This is a genomic window from Streptomyces sp. NPDC005195 (genome assembly GCF_040608315.1).
Taxonomy (GTDB): Bacteria; Actinomycetota; Actinomycetes; order Streptomycetales; family Streptomycetaceae; genus Streptomyces; species Streptomyces kaempferi.
On record NZ_JBEXHZ010000002.1, the window covers coordinates 208,076 to 223,014 of the forward strand.

Annotated in this window: 13 protein-coding genes; 10 read left to right on the forward strand and 3 right to left on the reverse strand. The window is 73.3% G+C overall.

Annotated features, from left to right (window positions below; translation table 11 throughout):
* The first annotated feature begins 23 nt into the window (after nt 1-23).
* Nucleotides 24-1,256 (forward strand): radical SAM family heme chaperone HemW, encoded by a 1,233-nt coding sequence (gene hemW, locus ABZV34_RS03500; protein ID WP_356271034.1) that lies wholly within the window; start codon nt 24-26, stop codon nt 1,254-1,256.
* Nucleotides 1,257-1,433: 177 nt separating this feature from the next.
* Here the strand turns inward: hemW and ABZV34_RS03505 are convergent, their stop codons facing one another.
* Complete coding sequence (locus tag ABZV34_RS03505; RefSeq protein ID WP_356271035.1) at nt 1,434-2,237, reverse strand: DUF3097 domain-containing protein; 804 nt, start codon at nt 2,235-2,237, stop codon at nt 1,434-1,436.
* Between the two features lie 45 nt (nt 2,238-2,282).
* Nucleotides 2,283-3,020: an MBL fold metallo-hydrolase gene (locus ABZV34_RS03510; RefSeq protein ID WP_356271037.1), complete on the reverse strand. Its 738-nt coding sequence runs from the start codon at nt 3,018-3,020 to the stop codon at nt 2,283-2,285.
* Between the two features lie 191 nt (nt 3,021-3,211).
* Here ABZV34_RS03510 and hrcA point away from each other — a divergent pair, with 191 nt between their 5' ends.
* The 9 genes from hrcA to ABZV34_RS03555 all read left to right on the forward strand — a co-directional run bounded on the left by hrcA (nt 3,212) and on the right by ABZV34_RS03555 (nt 13,466).
* Entirely contained in the window at nt 3,212-4,228 is a 1,017-nt protein-coding gene (gene hrcA, locus ABZV34_RS03515) for a heat-inducible transcriptional repressor HrcA (protein WP_356271039.1), read from the forward strand.
* A complete protein-coding gene (dnaJ, locus tag ABZV34_RS03520; protein ID WP_356271040.1) occupies nt 4,229-5,365 on the forward strand; it encodes a molecular chaperone DnaJ in 1,137 nt (378 codons plus the stop codon). It begins immediately after the preceding gene.
* Nucleotides 5,366-5,488: 123 nt separating this feature from the next.
* The gene (locus ABZV34_RS03525; RefSeq protein WP_356271042.1) at nt 5,489-6,577 is read left to right on the forward strand and encodes a nitronate monooxygenase; all 1,089 of its coding nucleotides are present in this window, start codon (nt 5,489-5,491) and stop codon (nt 6,575-6,577) included.
* Entirely contained in the window at nt 6,574-7,323 is a 750-nt protein-coding gene (locus ABZV34_RS03530; RefSeq protein ID WP_356271044.1) for a 16S rRNA (uracil(1498)-N(3))-methyltransferase, read from the forward strand. The genes ABZV34_RS03525 and ABZV34_RS03530 overlap by 4 nt, the downstream gene beginning before the upstream one ends.
* A 22-nt stretch (nt 7,324-7,345) precedes the next feature.
* Entirely contained in the window at nt 7,346-7,738 is a 393-nt protein-coding gene (locus ABZV34_RS03535) for a VOC family protein (protein WP_356271046.1), read from the forward strand.
* 85 nt (nt 7,739-7,823) lie between these two features.
* Complete coding sequence (locus ABZV34_RS03540; RefSeq protein WP_356271047.1) at nt 7,824-11,057, forward strand: S41 family peptidase; 3,234 nt, start codon at nt 7,824-7,826, stop codon at nt 11,055-11,057.
* A 130-nt stretch (nt 11,058-11,187) separates the two neighbouring features.
* Nucleotides 11,188-11,541 carry a histidine triad nucleotide-binding protein gene (locus ABZV34_RS03545; RefSeq protein ID WP_356271049.1) on the forward strand — a complete coding sequence of 118 codons (354 nt, stop codon included), beginning with the start codon at nt 11,188-11,190 and terminating at the stop codon, nt 11,539-11,541.
* 6 nt (nt 11,542-11,547) lie between these two features.
* Nucleotides 11,548-12,453 (forward strand): ribonuclease Z, encoded by a 906-nt coding sequence (locus tag ABZV34_RS03550; RefSeq protein WP_356271051.1) that lies wholly within the window; start codon nt 11,548-11,550, stop codon nt 12,451-12,453.
* A gap of 20 nt (nt 12,454-12,473) precedes the next feature.
* Complete coding sequence (locus tag ABZV34_RS03555; RefSeq protein WP_356271053.1) at nt 12,474-13,466, forward strand: adenosine deaminase; 993 nt, start codon at nt 12,474-12,476, stop codon at nt 13,464-13,466.
* Nucleotides 13,467-13,629: 163 nt separating this feature from the next.
* Here ABZV34_RS03555 and ABZV34_RS03560 read toward each other — a convergent pair whose 3' ends face one another.
* Nucleotides 13,630-14,871, reverse strand: coding sequence for an MFS transporter (locus ABZV34_RS03560; protein ID WP_356271055.1), 1,242 nt, complete (start codon nt 14,869-14,871; stop codon nt 13,630-13,632).
* Nucleotides 14,872-14,939 lie beyond the last annotated feature (68 nt).

Consider the following 14,939-nt stretch of genomic DNA (forward strand, 5'->3'; position numbering starts at 1 on the left):
CCGAGTACGGGACAATGGAAGACATGCCTTCCGCACTCCCCGACGGTGAGCCCGTCCCCGACGACGGGGCGCTGCCCGCGCACGCCCTGGCCGGGGCCGCCGACCGCCCCCTCGGGTTCTATCTCCACGTGCCGTACTGCGCGACCCGCTGCGGGTACTGCGACTTCAACACCTACACGGCGACCGAGCTGCGGGGCACCGGAGGCGTGCTCGCTTCCCGGGACAACTACGCGTCCAGCCTGATCGACGAGGTCCGGCTCGCCCGCAAGGTGCTCGGCGACGACCCGCGCCCCGTCCGTACGGTCTTCGTCGGGGGCGGCACGCCGACGCTGCTGGCCGCCGACGACCTCGTACGGATGCTGGGGGCTGTCCGCGAGGAGTTCGGGCTCGCGGACGACGCCGAGATCACCACGGAGGCGAACCCGGAGTCCGTGGACCCGGAGTACCTCGCGACCCTGCGGGCCGGGGGCTTCAACCGGATCTCCTTCGGCATGCAGAGCGCCCGGCAGCACGTGCTGAAGGTGCTCGACCGCACGCACACCCCCGGACGCCCCGAGGCCTGTGTCGCCGAGGCGCGCGCGGCGGGCTTCGAGCACGTGAACCTCGACCTGATCTACGGCACGCCCGGCGAGTCCGACGACGACTGGCGGGCCTCGCTGGACGCCGCGCTCGGCGCCGGGCCCGACCATGTCTCCGCGTACGCCCTGATCGTCGAGGAGGGCACCCAGCTGGCCCGGCGCATCCGCCGGGGCGAGGTCCCGATGACGGACGACGACGTCCACGCGGACCGCTACCTCATCGCGGACGAGGTGATGGCCGCGGCGGGCTTCGACTGGTACGAGGTGTCCAACTGGGCCACCTCCGAGGCCGGCCGGTGCCTGCACAACGAGCTGTACTGGCGCGGCGCGGACTGGTGGGGGGCCGGGCCGGGGGCGCACAGCCACGTCGGCGGCGTGCGCTGGTGGAACGTGAAGCACCCCGGGGCGTACGCGGCGGCGCTGGCGGCGGGGAGGTCTCCCGGTGCGGGCCGTGAGCTGCTCTCCGGCGAGGACCGCCGCGTCGAGCGGATCCTCCTCGAACTGCGGCTGCGCGAGGGCTGCCCGCTCTCCCTGCTCCGGCCGGAGGGGCTCTCGGCCTCCCGCCGCGCACTCTCCGACGGACTCCTCGAGAACGGCCCCTACGACGAGGGCCGCGCCGTCCTCACGCTGCGTGGGCGCCTGCTCGCGGACGCGGTGGTCCGGGACCTGGTGGACTGAACACCCGGTGGCCTGCGGTCCGCGTCCATGATCCCTGGTGAGTGGCCGGCCGAGGACGCGACGGCCACGCACTCGACGGCCGCGTCGACACCCGCGGCCCCCACGCCCCCCCCCGCGACCTCGACGGCCCCGCCGAGACCTACGCCCCCGGTGCCACCGATCCCGCCGGCCCCCGTGTCACTCCGGCGCCGTGACGAAGTCGATCAGCTCCTCCACCCGGCCCAGGAGTTCCGGCTCCAGGTCCTTGTAGGAGCGCACCCGGGACAGGATGTGCTGCCAGGCCGCGCCGGTGTTCTCCGGCCAGCCCAGGGCCCGGCACACGCCCGTCTTCCAGTCCTGCCCGCGCGGGACCCGGGGCCAGCCGGGAATGCCCACGGAGGACGGCTTCACGGCCTCCCAGACGTCGATGTACGGGTGGCCGAGGACGAGGGCGTGGTCACTCGTGACCGCCGCCGCGATACGCGACTCCTTCGTGCCCGGGACCAGATGGTCGACCAGCACGCCGAGCCGGGCGTCCGGCCCCGGGGCGAACTCCTCCACGACGGCGGGGAGATCGTCGACGCCCTCCAGGTACTCGACCACGACACCCTCGATACGGAGGTCGTCGCCCCAGACGCGCTCGACCAGTTCGGCGTCGTGGCGGCCCTCCACGTAGATGCGGCCGGCCCGCGCCACCCGGGCCCGTGCGCCCGGCACGGCGACCGAACCGGATGCCGTGCGGCCGGGCCGTACCGGTCCCGCGGCCGGACGGACCAGCGTGACCACCCTGCCCTCCAGCAGGAAACCGCGCGGCTCCAGCGGGAACACCCGGTGCTTGCCGAAACGGTCCTCCAGTGTCACCGTGCCCGCCTCGCAGCCGATCACCGCCCCGCAGAACCCCGTACCGGGCTCCTCGACCACCAGGCCCGGGTCCGCGGGGACCTCGGGCACCGGCTTGGGCTTCTTCCACGGCGGGGTGAGATCCGGAGAGTACTGGCGCATTCGGATGACGATAGGAGAATCGGCGGGGCGGTGGCGGGGAGATCCCTACGACACGCCGAAACGTGTCGCCAGCGCGTCCCGCTGAGCCCGGACGAACGCCGCGTTCACCGCGGCCCCGTGACCGGGCACGTACACCGCCTCGTCGCCGCCCAGGGCGAGCAGCCGGTCCAGCGCCGCCGGCCAGCGGGAGGGGGCGGCGTCGGGACCGGCCTGGGGCTCGCCCGACTCCTCCACCAGGTCCCCGCAGAAGACGACCTCCGGGGAACCGGCCTCCCCGGTCACCAGGACCACCAGATCGTGCGCCGTGTGGCCGGGACCCACGTCCGCCAGCAGGGCCCGCACACCGCCGCCCAGGTCGAGCGTCCGCTCGCCCGACACGGAGTGCCGCGGGGGGACCAGGGCGCCCGCGGCCTCGGCGGCGTCACGCGGGTCCAGACCGTGGCGCACGGCGTCCACGCGCAGTTCCTCGCCCCCGTGCGCGAAGACCGCGCCGGGACCGGCCGCCCCGAACACCTGCGCGCCCGTGAACGCCGCCGCGCCGAAGACGTGGTCGAAGTGCGGGTGGGTGAGTGCGAGGTGCGTCACGTCCCGGTCGGGGCCGAGGAGCCGTCGCGCCTCGGCGCGCAACCACGCGCCCTCCCCGAGGCTCGCGCCCGCGTCGACCATGAGCGCCGCGGTCTCGCCCACGACCAGCCCGGCCGTGCAGTCCCAGCCCGGAAGCCGCCGCCGCCCCACGTGCGGCGCCAGCTCCTCCCACCCCGGCTCTTCCCAAGTCACCTTCATACGGTGACGCTAGCCGGAGGACGGACGCCGGTGAGACATCGCGGGACACGTCGGCATACGTGCTCAAGATCGCGGGCCCGCCCTTGCCGGGGCCATACCCACCGGCCGTACACTGGGCCGGGAAATGCTGGCACTCGCACGCGCTGAGTGCCAAGCGAGGCGACGAGGACCGACAACTGGAGGTGTGCGCGATGCTGAGTGAACGCAGGCTCGAAGTGCTGCGCGCCATCGTCCAGGACTACGTCGGCACCGAGGAGCCGGTCGGTTCCAAGGCGCTGACGGAGCGGCACCGGCTGGGGGTCTCCCCGGCCACGGTCCGCAACGACATGGCCGCCCTGGAGGACGAGGGGTACATCGCCCAGCCGCACACCAGTGCCGGGCGCATCCCCACCGACAAGGGCTACCGGCTCTTCGTCGACAAGCTCGCCGGCGTCAAGCCCATGACCGGGCCCGAGCGGCGGGCCATCCAGAACTTCCTGGGCGGCGCCGTCGACCTCGACGACGTCGTCGGGCGGACCGTGCGGCTGCTCGCGCAGCTGACGCGGCAGGTCGCCGTCGTGCAGTACCCGTCGCTGACCAGATCGACCGTGCGCCATGTGGAGCTGCTGTCCCTGGCGCCCGCCCGGCTGATGCTCGTGCTGATCACGGACACGGGCCGGGTCGAGCAGCGCATGATCGACTGTCCGGCGCCGTTCGGGGAGACCTCCGTGGCGGATCTGCGGGCCCGGCTCAACAGCCGGGTCGCGGGCCGCCGCTTCGCGGACGTCCCGCCGCTCGTCCAGGACCTGCCGGACGCCTTCGAGACGGACGACCGGGGTACCGTCGCGACGGTGCTCTCCACCCTTCTGGAGACGCTCGTCGAGGAGACCGAGGAGCGTCTGATGATCGGCGGCACCGCGAACCTGACCCGTTTCGGACATGATTTTCCCCTCACGATCAGACCGGTGCTCGAAGCACTGGAGGAACAGGTCGTGCTCCTCAAGCTGCTTGGGGAGGCGGGGGATTCGGGCATGACCGTACGGATCGGTCACGAGAACGCGTACGAGGGACTCAACTCCACGTCCGTGGTCTCCGTCGGCTACGGTTCGGGCGACGAGGCAGTAGCCAAACTCGGCGTGGTCGGACCGACCCGCATGGATTACCCGGGAACGATGGGAGCGGTACGAGCGGTGGCACGGTACGTCGGACAGATCCTGGCGGAGTCTTAAGTGGCCACGGACTACTACGCCGTGCTCGGCGTGCGCCGCGACGCGTCCCAGGACGAGATCAAGAAGGCTTTCCGGCGGCTCGCGCGCGAGCTGCATCCGGACGTCAATCCCGATCCGAAGACGCAGGAGCGGTTCAAGGAGATCAACGCCGCGTACGAGGTGTTGTCGGACCCGCAGAAGAAGCAGGTCTACGACCTCGGCGGCGACCCGTTGTCCCAGGCGGGCGGCGCGGGCGCCGGCGGCTTCGGCGCCGGTGGCTTCGGCAACTTCTCGGACATCATGGACGCCTTCTTCGGCACGGCGTCGCAGCGTGGCCCCCGGTCGCGCACGCGGCGCGGCCAGGACGCCATGATCCGGCTCGAGATCGAGCTGGACGAGGCCGCCTTCGGCACGACGAAGGACATCCAGGTCGACACGGCCGTCGTGTGCGCGACCTGCAGCGGTGAGGGCGCCGCGCCCGGGACCTCCGCCCAGACCTGCGACATGTGTCGCGGGCGAGGCGAGGTGTCCCAGGTCACACGGTCGTTCCTGGGCCAGGTCATGACGTCCCGCCCGTGCCCGCAGTGCCAGGGGTTCGGCACCGTCGTGCCGACCCCGTGCCCGGAGTGCGCGGGGGACGGACGAGTCCGGTCCCGGCGCACGCTCACGGTGAAGATCCCGGCGGGTGTCGACAACGGCACCCGGATCCAGCTCGCGGGCGAGGGCGAGGTCGGGCCCGGTGGCGGTCCCGCCGGCGACCTCTACGTGGAGATCCACGAGCTGCCGCACTCGACCTTCCAGCGCCGCGGTGACGACCTGCACTGCACGGTCACCATTCCGATGACCGCGGCGTCGCTCGGCACCAAGGTGCCGCTCGAGACCCTCGACGGTCTGGAGGAGGTCGACATCCGGCCCGGCACGCAGTCCGGGCAGTCGATCCCGATGCACGGGCGCGGCGTCACGCATCTGCGCGGCGGCGGCCGGGGCGACCTCATCGTGCACGTCGAGGTCACCACGCCGACCAAGCTCGACGTCGAGCAGGAGCGGGTGCTCCGGGAGCTGGCGCAGTTGCGCGGCGAGGAGCGTCCGACCGGGCAGTTCCAGCCGGGCCAGCAGGGCCTGTTCTCCCGGCTGAAGGACGCGTTCAACGGCCGCTGACCCGGACGGCGAACGGCAGGGGCGGCGGGGCGGAAAAGGGCCGTGGACCGTCCGCCCCGGCGGCCCACGGCGGGCGGAAGGCCGGATTTCGGACTTGTTCGGAGGACGTGACAACATGCCGTCATGTCCTCCGCACTGACCGATCTCTTCCCTCACCCGATCGTGCAGGCCCCCATGGCGGGCGGCGTCTCCGTCCCGCACCTCGCGGCCGCCGTGTCCGAGGCCGGCGGGCTCGGGTTCCTCGCCGCCGGGTACAAGACCGCCGACGGTATGTACCAGGAGATCAAGCAGGTGCGCGGGCTGACGAGCCGGCCCTTCGGGGTCAACCTCTTCATGCCGCAGGCCGAGTACGCGGACCCGGCCACCGTCGAGGTGTACGCCCACCAGCTGGCAGGTGAGGCCTCCTGGTACGAGACGGAGCTGGGCGATCCGGACAGCGGCCGCGACGACGGCTACGACGCCAAGCTCGCGGTCCTCCTCGACAACCCGGTGCCGGTGGTCTCCTTCCACTTCGGCTGCCCCACCCGTGACGTCCTGGACTCCTTCGCCCGGGCCGGCACGCTCACCATGATCACCGCGACCACGGCCGAGGAGGCCCTCGCGGTGCAGCGGGCGGGGGCCGCCGCGGTCGTCGTGCAGGGCGTGGAGGCCGGAGGTCACCAGGGCACCCACCGCGACAACCCGGAGACGGACGGCACGGGGATCGGACTGCTCTCCCTGATCGCCCAGGTCCGCGAGACCGTGCAGATCCCGGTCGTCGCCGCCGGCGGCATCATGCGCGGCAGCCAGATCGCCGCGGCGCTCGCCGCGGGCGCGAACGCGGCGCAGCTCGGTACGGCGTTCCTCGCCACCCCGGAGTCCGGCGCGCACGCCGTGCACAAGCAGTCCCTGACCAACCCCCTCTTCGTCCGCACGGAGCTGACGCGCGCGTTCTCCGGCCGCCCCGCGCGCGGTCTGGTCAACCGCTTCATGCGGGAGCACGGCCCGTACGCGCCCGCCGCGTACCCCGACGTCCACCACCTCACCTCCCCGCTGCGCAAGGCGGCGGCCAGGGCGGGCGACGCGCAGGGCATGGCCCTGTGGGCGGGGCAGGGGCACCGGATGGCCCGTGAACTGTCCGCGGGGCAGCTGGTGGAGGTGCTGTGCGCCGAGCTGGACGCGGCGAGGACAGCGTTGTCCACGGCCGACGGAGCGGGCGGTGCGGAGCGATGACGGCACCGGTATTCGTGGTCGAGCACTTCGACGCGGACAGCGGAGGGCGTTATGTCCTGGACGGCCCCGAGGGCCGGCACGCCGTCTCGGTGAAGCGGCTGCAGCCCGGCGAGGACGTCGTCCTCACCGACGGTGCCGGGCGCTGGGCGGAGTGCGTCGTCGTCGGCGCCGAGGGCAAGGACCGGCTGACCGTCCGCATCGACTCCTTCGCCGAGGAACCTCCCCAGTCCCCCCGTATCACCGTCGTCCAGGCCCTGCCCAAGGGTGACCGGGGCGAGGTGGCCGTCGAGACCATGACCGAGACCGGGGTGGACGCGATCGTTCCCTGGGCCGCCTCGCGCTGCATCACGCAGTGGAGGGGCGAGCGGGGTCTGAAGGCACTCGCCAAGTGGCGGGCGACGGCGCGCGAGGCCGGCAAGCAGTCCCGCCGGGTGCGCTTCCCCGAGGTCGCGGACGCGGCAACTACCAAGCAGGTTGCCGCACTTCTGGCCGAAGCCGACTTCGCGGCGGTGCTGCACGAGGACCGGGAGTACGGCAGCGAGCCGCTCGCCACGGCCGAACTGCCCACGTCCGGAAGGATCGTGCTGGTCGTGGGACCCGAAGGGGGCGTCTCCCCGGAGGAGTTGGACCTCTTCGCGCAGGCGGGTGCGAAGGCGTACCGGCTGGGGCGTAGCGTGCTGCGTACGTCGACCGCAGGGACCGCGGCGACCGCGCTGCTGCTGGGGCGCACCGGCCGCTGGTCCTGAACGAACACCCACGGGGGATGCGTTGGAACTCGCCCAGGTACGGCTGCTCGTCGCCGACTTCCCGGCCTGCTACCGCTTCTACGCCGAAGTCCTCGGCCTCAAGCCCCAGTCGGGGGCGGTCGAGGGACCCTACGAGAAGTTCAGCGCCGCCACCGGCTCCGCGGGCATCGCCCTCCAGGACCGCGCCATGATGGCCCGGATCCTCGGTGAGCTGGGCGATTCGGCGACGGGACACCGCTCCCTGGTCGTCCTGCGCGTCGACGACCTCGACGCCTACTGCGCCGGTGTCGTCTCGCGCGGCGGCGTCATCGCCCACGGTCCCGCGCCGATGACCGACCGCATGCGCGTGGCCCATCTCAAGGACCCGGAGGGCAACCTCGTGGAGCTCCAGGAGTGGCTGCTCCTGCGCAACTGACCGGGGCGCGCGCGGCCCCCGGTCGATCCAGGGCAAGTGATCCAAACCCCTTTCCGGGTGAGCTGTCGCTGCATAGGGTGATCGGGTGACACAGCCTGCATCGTCCGTATCATCCGGTTACCTCCGTTTCCCGCATCTGCGTGGAGATCTGGTCGCGTTCACCGCCGAGGACGACGTCTGGGTCGCTCCCCTCGACGGCGGCGGCCGTGCCTGGCGGGTCAGCGCCGACAACGTCCCGGTGAACCACCCGCGCATCTCGCCCGACGGTGAGAGCGTCGCCTGGACCTCCGTCCGGGACGGCGCGCCCGAGGTGCACGTGGCTTCGCTGGCGGGCGGAGCGGCCAGACGGCTCACGTACTGGGGAAATCCGCGGACCCAGGTGCGCGGCTGGACCCCGGACGGCCACGTGCTCGCCCTCAGCGCCCAGGGCCAGGCGAGCCTGCGGCGCAGCTGGGCGCGGGCCGTCCCACTCGACGGCGGTCCCGCCACCACCCTTCCGTACGGGCCGGTCGGCGACGTCGCGCACGGCGGGCCGGGCGTGGTGCTCCTGTCCGCCCCGATGGGACGCGAGGCCGCCTGGTGGAAGCGGTACCGCGGCGGCACCGCGGGCAAGCTGTGGATCGACCGCGAGGGCGACGGCGAGTTCGTACGCCTGCACGAGGAGCTGGACGGGAACCTCGAATACCCCCTGTGGGCGGGGGAGCGGCTCGCGTTCCTGTCCGACCACGAAGGGGTCGGGGCCCTCTACTCGTCCCTCGCCGACGGCTCGGACCTGCGCCGCCACACCCCCGGTGGGGAAGGCTTCTACGCCCGGCACGCGGCGACCGACGGCACCCGGGTCGTCTACGCGTCCGCCGGTGAACTGTGGCTGCTCGACGACCTGGACGGCGCCGAGCCGCGAAGGCTCGACATCCGGCTCGGCGGACAGCGCGTCGACCAGCAGCCGCACCCCGTCAGCGCGTCCCGCTGGTTCTCGGCCGCCGCGCCCGACCACACCGGACGCGGCAGCGCGGTCTCCGTGCGCGGCTCCGTCCACTGGATCACCCACCGCTCGGGTCCGGCCCGCGCGCTCGCCGCCCGGCCCGGCGTGCGCGCCCGGCTGCCGCGCACCTTCCGGGTGGAGGGCGAGGAGCACGTCGTGTGGGTGACCGACGCGGCGGGTGACGACGCGCTGGAGTTCGCCCCGGCGACCGGGACCGCACCCGGAGCGACCCCGCGCCGGCTCGCCGCCGGGCAGCTCGGCCGCGTCCTCGGGCTCGCGATGGCACCCGACGGCAGCCGCGCCGCCGTCGCCTCGCACGACGGACGGGTGCTGCTCGTCGAGCGGGAGACCGGGGAGGTGCGCGAGGTCGACCGCAGCGCCGACGGGGACGTCAGCGGGCTGGTCTTCTCGCCGGACTCGGCCTGGCTCGCCTGGTCGCACCCCGGCCCGCGTCCGCTGCGCCAGCTGAAACTGGCGAACACCGCGGACCTGTCGGTCACCGAGGCGACGCCGCTGCGCTTCCGTGACTACGCGCCCGCGTTCACCCTCGACGGCAAGCACCTGGCCTTCCTCTCCGCGCGCTCCTTCGACCCGGTCTACGACGAGCACGTCTTCGACCTGGCGTTCGTGGACGGATCCCGCCCGCACCTGATCACGCTGGCCGCGACCACCCCGTCCCCCTTCGGACCGCAGCGGCACGGCCGTGCCTTCGAGGCCCCCGAGAGCCGCGGGGCCGAGACGCCCGACAGCGAGGGGACCCCCGCGACCCGGATCGACCTCGAAGGGCTCGGCGACCGGATCGTCCCGTTCCCCGTCGAGGCCGCCCGCTACTCGACGCTGCGGGCCGCCAAGGACGGGCTGCTGTGGCTGCGCCACCCGGTCCGCGGGGTGCTCGGTGCCTCCCGCGCCACCCCGGACGACCCGGACCCGAAGACCGAGCTGGAGCGGTACGACCTGGCCCAGCACCGCATCGAGCATCTCGCCGCGGACGCCAACCACTTCGCCGTCACCGGCGACGGCAAGCGGGTCCTGCTGTGGACCGACGGCAAGCTCAAACTCGTCCCCAGTGACCGCCGCGCCTCGAACGACGACGACAGCGACACCAACATCACCGTCGACCTCTCGCGGATCCGTCAGACGGTCGACCCGGCCGCCGAGTGGCGCCAGATGTACGACGAGACGGGCCGCCTCATGCGGGACAACTTCTGGCGGCCCGATCTGGGCGGGGCCGACTGGGAGGGCGTACTCGACCGCTACCGCCCGCTCCTCGACCGGATCGCCACCCACGACGACCTGGTGGACCTGCTCTGGGAGGTGCAGGGCGAACTGGGCACCTCCCACGCGTATGTGACCCCGGGCGGCGGCCGGAGCGGCGGCGACCGGGCCCAGGGACTGCTCGGGGCGGACATCTCCCGCCACGAGGACGGCAGTTGGCGCATCGACCGGATCCTCCCCTCGGAGACCTCCGACCCCGACGCGCGGGCACCGCTCGCCGCGCCCGGGGTCGCGGTGCGGGCCGGGGACGCGATCGTCCAGGTCGGCGGGCAGCCGGTGGACCCGGTGGCCGGTCCCGGGCCGCTGCTGGTGGGCACGGCGGGCAAGCCGGTCGAGCTGACGGTCTCCCCGTCCGGCGGCGGTGACCCCCGGCACGCGGTGGTCGTCCCGCTCGCCGACGAGGAGGCGCTGCGCTACCACGCGTGGGTCGCGGACCGGCGGGCGTACGTCCACGAGCGCTCCGGGGGCCGGCTGGGGTATCTGCACGTACCGGACATGGTCGGCTCCGGATGGGCGCAGCTCCACCGGGACCTGCGGGTCGAGGTGGCCCGGGAGGGGCTGGTCGTGGACGTGCGGGAGAACCGCGGCGGCCACACCTCCCAGCTGGTCGTCGAGAAGCTCGCCCGGCGGATCGTGGGCTGGGACCTGCCGCGCGGGATGCGGCCCTACAGCTATCCGGAGGACGCGCCGCGCGGCCCCGTCGTCGCCGTGGCCAACGAGTTCTCCGGCTCGGACGGGGACATCGTCAACGCGGCGGTCAAGGCGCTCGGGATCGGTCCGGTGGTGGGCACGCGCACCTGGGGCGGGGTGATCGGCATCGACAGCCGTTACCGGCTCGTCGACGGCACCCTTGTCACCCAGCCCAAGTACGCGTTCTGGCTGGAGGGGTACGGGTGGGGCGTGGAGAACTACGGCGTCGACCCGGACATCGAGGTCGTCCAGACCCCGCAGGACCACGCCGCCGGCCGCGACGTCCAGCTGGACGAGGCGATCCGGATCGCGCTGGCGGCCCTGGAGGAGAACCCGGCGAAGACCCCGCCGTCCCTGCCCGAGCTGGGCTGACGGAGGGTGCCGATAGCATGCACGGCGTAATGATCGGCGCCGTGCACGGCGGGGTGGTCGGCGCCGTGCGGGACGCAGGGACCGACGCCGTCCGGGACACAGGGGCCGGCCGGCACGAGGAGGGACACGCATGGCGGGAGAACCGCAGGACGACTGTCTGTTCTGCAAGATCATCGCGGGACAGATCCCGGCGACCGTCGTCCGGGAGAGCGGGACGACCCTCGCCTTCCGCGACATAAACCCGCAGGCGCCCACCCACATCCTGGTCATCCCCAAGGTGCACCACCCGGACGCGGCGTCGCTGGCGGCCGCCGAGCCCCGGATCGCGGCGGACGTGCTGCGCGAGGCCGGTGAGATCGCGGGCGAGGAGAAGCTGGACAGCTACCGGATCGTGTTCAACACCGGCAGCGGTGCGGGACAGACCGTCTTCCACGCGCACGCGCACCTGCTCGGTGGCCGCGGCATGCAGTGGCCACCGGGGTGAGGGGCCTTGTCCGTGCGTGAACTGGTGGTCCTCGGCACCGCCAGCCAGGTCCCGACCCGGCACCGCAACCACAACGGCTATCTGCTGCGCTGGGACGGGGAGGGCCTGCTCTTCGACCCCGGCGAGGGCACCCAGCGGCAGATGCTGAGGGCCGGGGCCGCCGCGCACGACCTGCACCGGATCTGCGTCACGCACTTCCACGGCGACCACTCGCTCGGCCTCGCCGGGGTGATCCAGCGAGTCAACCTCGACCGTGTGCCGCACGAGATCACCGCGCACTACCCCCGCTCGGGTCAGCACTTCTTCGACCGGCTGCGGTACGCCACCGCGTACCGCGAGACCGTCGCGCTCACCGAGGCACCGGTCGACGCGGACGGCGTGCTCGCGGCCACGGCCTCCTACACCCTGGAGGCCCGCCGGCTCTCCCACCCCGTGGAGTCCTTCGGATACCGGCTGGTCGAGCCGGACGGACGGCGGATACTGCCCGAACGGCTCGCCGCGCACGGCATCAAGGGGCCGGACGTCGGACGGATCCAGCGCGAAGGAGTCCTGGGCGGAGTCCGTCTGGACGACGTCAGCGAGGTGCGGCGCGGACAGCGGTTCGCGTTCGTCATGGACACCCGGCTGTGCGAGGGGGTGGACGCCCTCGCCGAGGGCTGCGACCTGCTCGTCATCGAGTCGACGTTCCTGGACGAGGACCACCGGCTCGCCTCCGACCACGGGCACCTGACCGCCGGTCAGGCGGCCCGGGTGGCGCACGACGCGGGCGTACGGCATCTGGTGCTCACGCACTTCAGCCAGCGGTACTCCGATCCCGGGGAGTTCGAGCGGCAGGCGCGGGCCGCCGGGTTCGACGGGGAGCTGACCGTGGCGCACGACCTGATGCGGGTGCCCGTTCCGAAGCGCTCATAAAACGCCCGTACCATGCTTTGATGCCCCTCCCCAAAGCAGAGTTGCACCTCCACGTCGAAGGCACCCTGGAGCCCGAGCTCGCCTTCGAGCTCGCCGCGCGCAACGGCGTGACGCTGCCGTACGCGGACGCCGAGGAGCTGCGCAAGGCGTACCTCTTCGACGATCTCCAGTCGTTCCTGAACCTGTACTACGAGCTGATGGCCGTCCTGCGAACCGAGCAGGACTTCGCCGACCTGGCCGACGCCTACCTCGCGCGGGCCGCCGCGCAGGGCGTGCGGCACGCGGAGATCTTCTTCGACCCGCAGGCCCACCTGGCGCGCGGGGTCGGGATGGGGACGGTCGTCGAGGGGCTGTCCCGCGCGCTCTCCCGCAGCGAGCGGACGCACGGCGTCTCCACCCAGCTGATCATGTGCTTCCTGCGCGACGAGTCCGCCGAGTCGGCGATGGCGACGCTGGAGGCCGCGCGGCCCTACCTCGACCGGATCGTCGGCATCGGCCTCGACTCGGCGGAGGTCGGACACCCGCCGGTCAAGTTCCGCGAGGTGTACGAGGCGGCCGCCGCCCTCGGGCTGCGACGCGTCGCGCACGCGGGCGAGGAGGGGCCGCCCGCGTACATCACCGAGGCGCTGGACGTCCTCGGCGTCGAGCGCATCGACCACGGACTGCGCTGCATGGAGGACCCCGCACTGGTCGAGCGGCTGGTCCGGGAGCGGGTGCCGCTGACGCTCTGCCCGCTGTCGAACGTACGGCTGCGCGCCGTGGACGTCCTGGAGGACCACCCCCTGCCCGCCATGCTGGAGGCCGGACTCCTGTGCACCGTCAACTCCGACGACCCCGCCTACTTCGGGGGGTACGTCGGGGACACCTTCCACGCCGTGCGGGAGGCGCTCGGGCTGGACCGCGAACGCATGCGGGACCTGGCGCGCAACTCGTTCCTGGCGTCCTTCCTCGACCACGACGAGGAGCGCCGGGCGCGCTACCTCGCGGAGGTCGAGGCGTACGAGTTCGAGTAGTCCCACTCGGAGCGGGCCCACTCGGGACAGGCCCACTCGGGACAGGGCCGCCCGGCGCGGTACCGCTCGGGGCGGAGGCACTTCGCGTGGCCCCGCCGGGAGTGGCTCTCCGCCGGGACCGGGACCCCCACGCCCGTGCGGTCCCCGGGGCCGGCCGGCCCGGTCAGGGCCCCGGTGCGGCCGACGCGCCGGCGGTCTGCCGGGGGCCCGCCGTGCCGTACGCCGCCCGCCGGGCCGCGGCGGTCTCCAGCGGGATCTCCACCACCGGGTGCTCCCGCGGGGTGCCGCGCCGGGTGCGCAGGGCCACCGCCGTCATCGGGACGGTGAGCAGGAGCAGGCCGAGCGCGAGGATCACACCCATCCCCGGATAACCCGTCCACGCGGAGAGCAGACTGCCCGTGAGCGGCCCGCAGGCCGTGCCGAGCGAGGAGGCGGAGCCCACCAGGACCGCCCATCGCCCGCGCTGGTCCAGGGACGCGGCGAGCCCGATCACGTAGGACAGGACGACCGGGTACAGCGTGTTCCAGGCGATCTCGCCGGTCGCGAAGGACGTCAGGTCGTCGGCGGCCGCGCTGAGCGCGATACAGCCCGCGATCAGCGCGGTGCCCGCGCCGATGGGCAGCGCGCGGCCGAGGCGCGCGCCGAGCGCACCCGCCCCGGTCACCCCCAGCAGCCCGGCGCCGAGCGCCGTCGCGAAGACCGCTCCGACGGTGACCTCGCTCAGCCCCGCCTGGGTCAGGCCGATGCGGCCGCTGACGCCCCACAGGGAGTTCTGGGCGAGGGACCAGCAGAGCATGGCGGCGGCCAGTACGGCCCCGGCGCGGAGGTGCGGGAGCGGGGTGCCGGAACGCAGGGTCCTCGCGGCCGGTGTGCCGGTGGGCAGCCGCCGGGTCGCGGGCAGGACGAGCAGCGCGGTGACGGCGATCGCGGCGAGCGGCTGGCCGTGGCCCGGCCCCAGATGAGGGATCGTCAGGTACAGCGTGCCCGCGAGGGCGGAGACGCCGAGCAGACCGAACGTCGTCGTGCGGTGGGGGTCGCGCTCGGCGGCGATCCCGGTGGCGGCCACGGCGGTGATCGTGCCGGAGCCGAGACCGCCGACGATCGCACCGGCGACGACCACGGCGACGGTGGTGGTGAGCGCGGCCGTGCCGTAGCCGACGGCGGCGAGCAGCAGCCCGGCGCGGGCCAGTCGGCGGGGGCCGAAGCGGTCGACGCGGGAGGCGAGCAGGAAGCCCGCCGTCGCCGAACTCAGCAGCAGGACGCTGCCGACGCAACCGGCCTCGGTGGCGGAGAGGGGGAGGCCCGCGTTCAGCCGGCCGACGGTGGTCGGCAGGAGGTACGGGGCGAGGTACCCGGCCGTGAAAAGGGCGACGAGGGGCCAGGGCATGGTGGTGCGGGAGGACACGGGCGTTCCCAGGGCATGCGAAAGAAGCGGCTCGATGAGGGGGGTTGAGCGGCTGTCGACGGACAGGA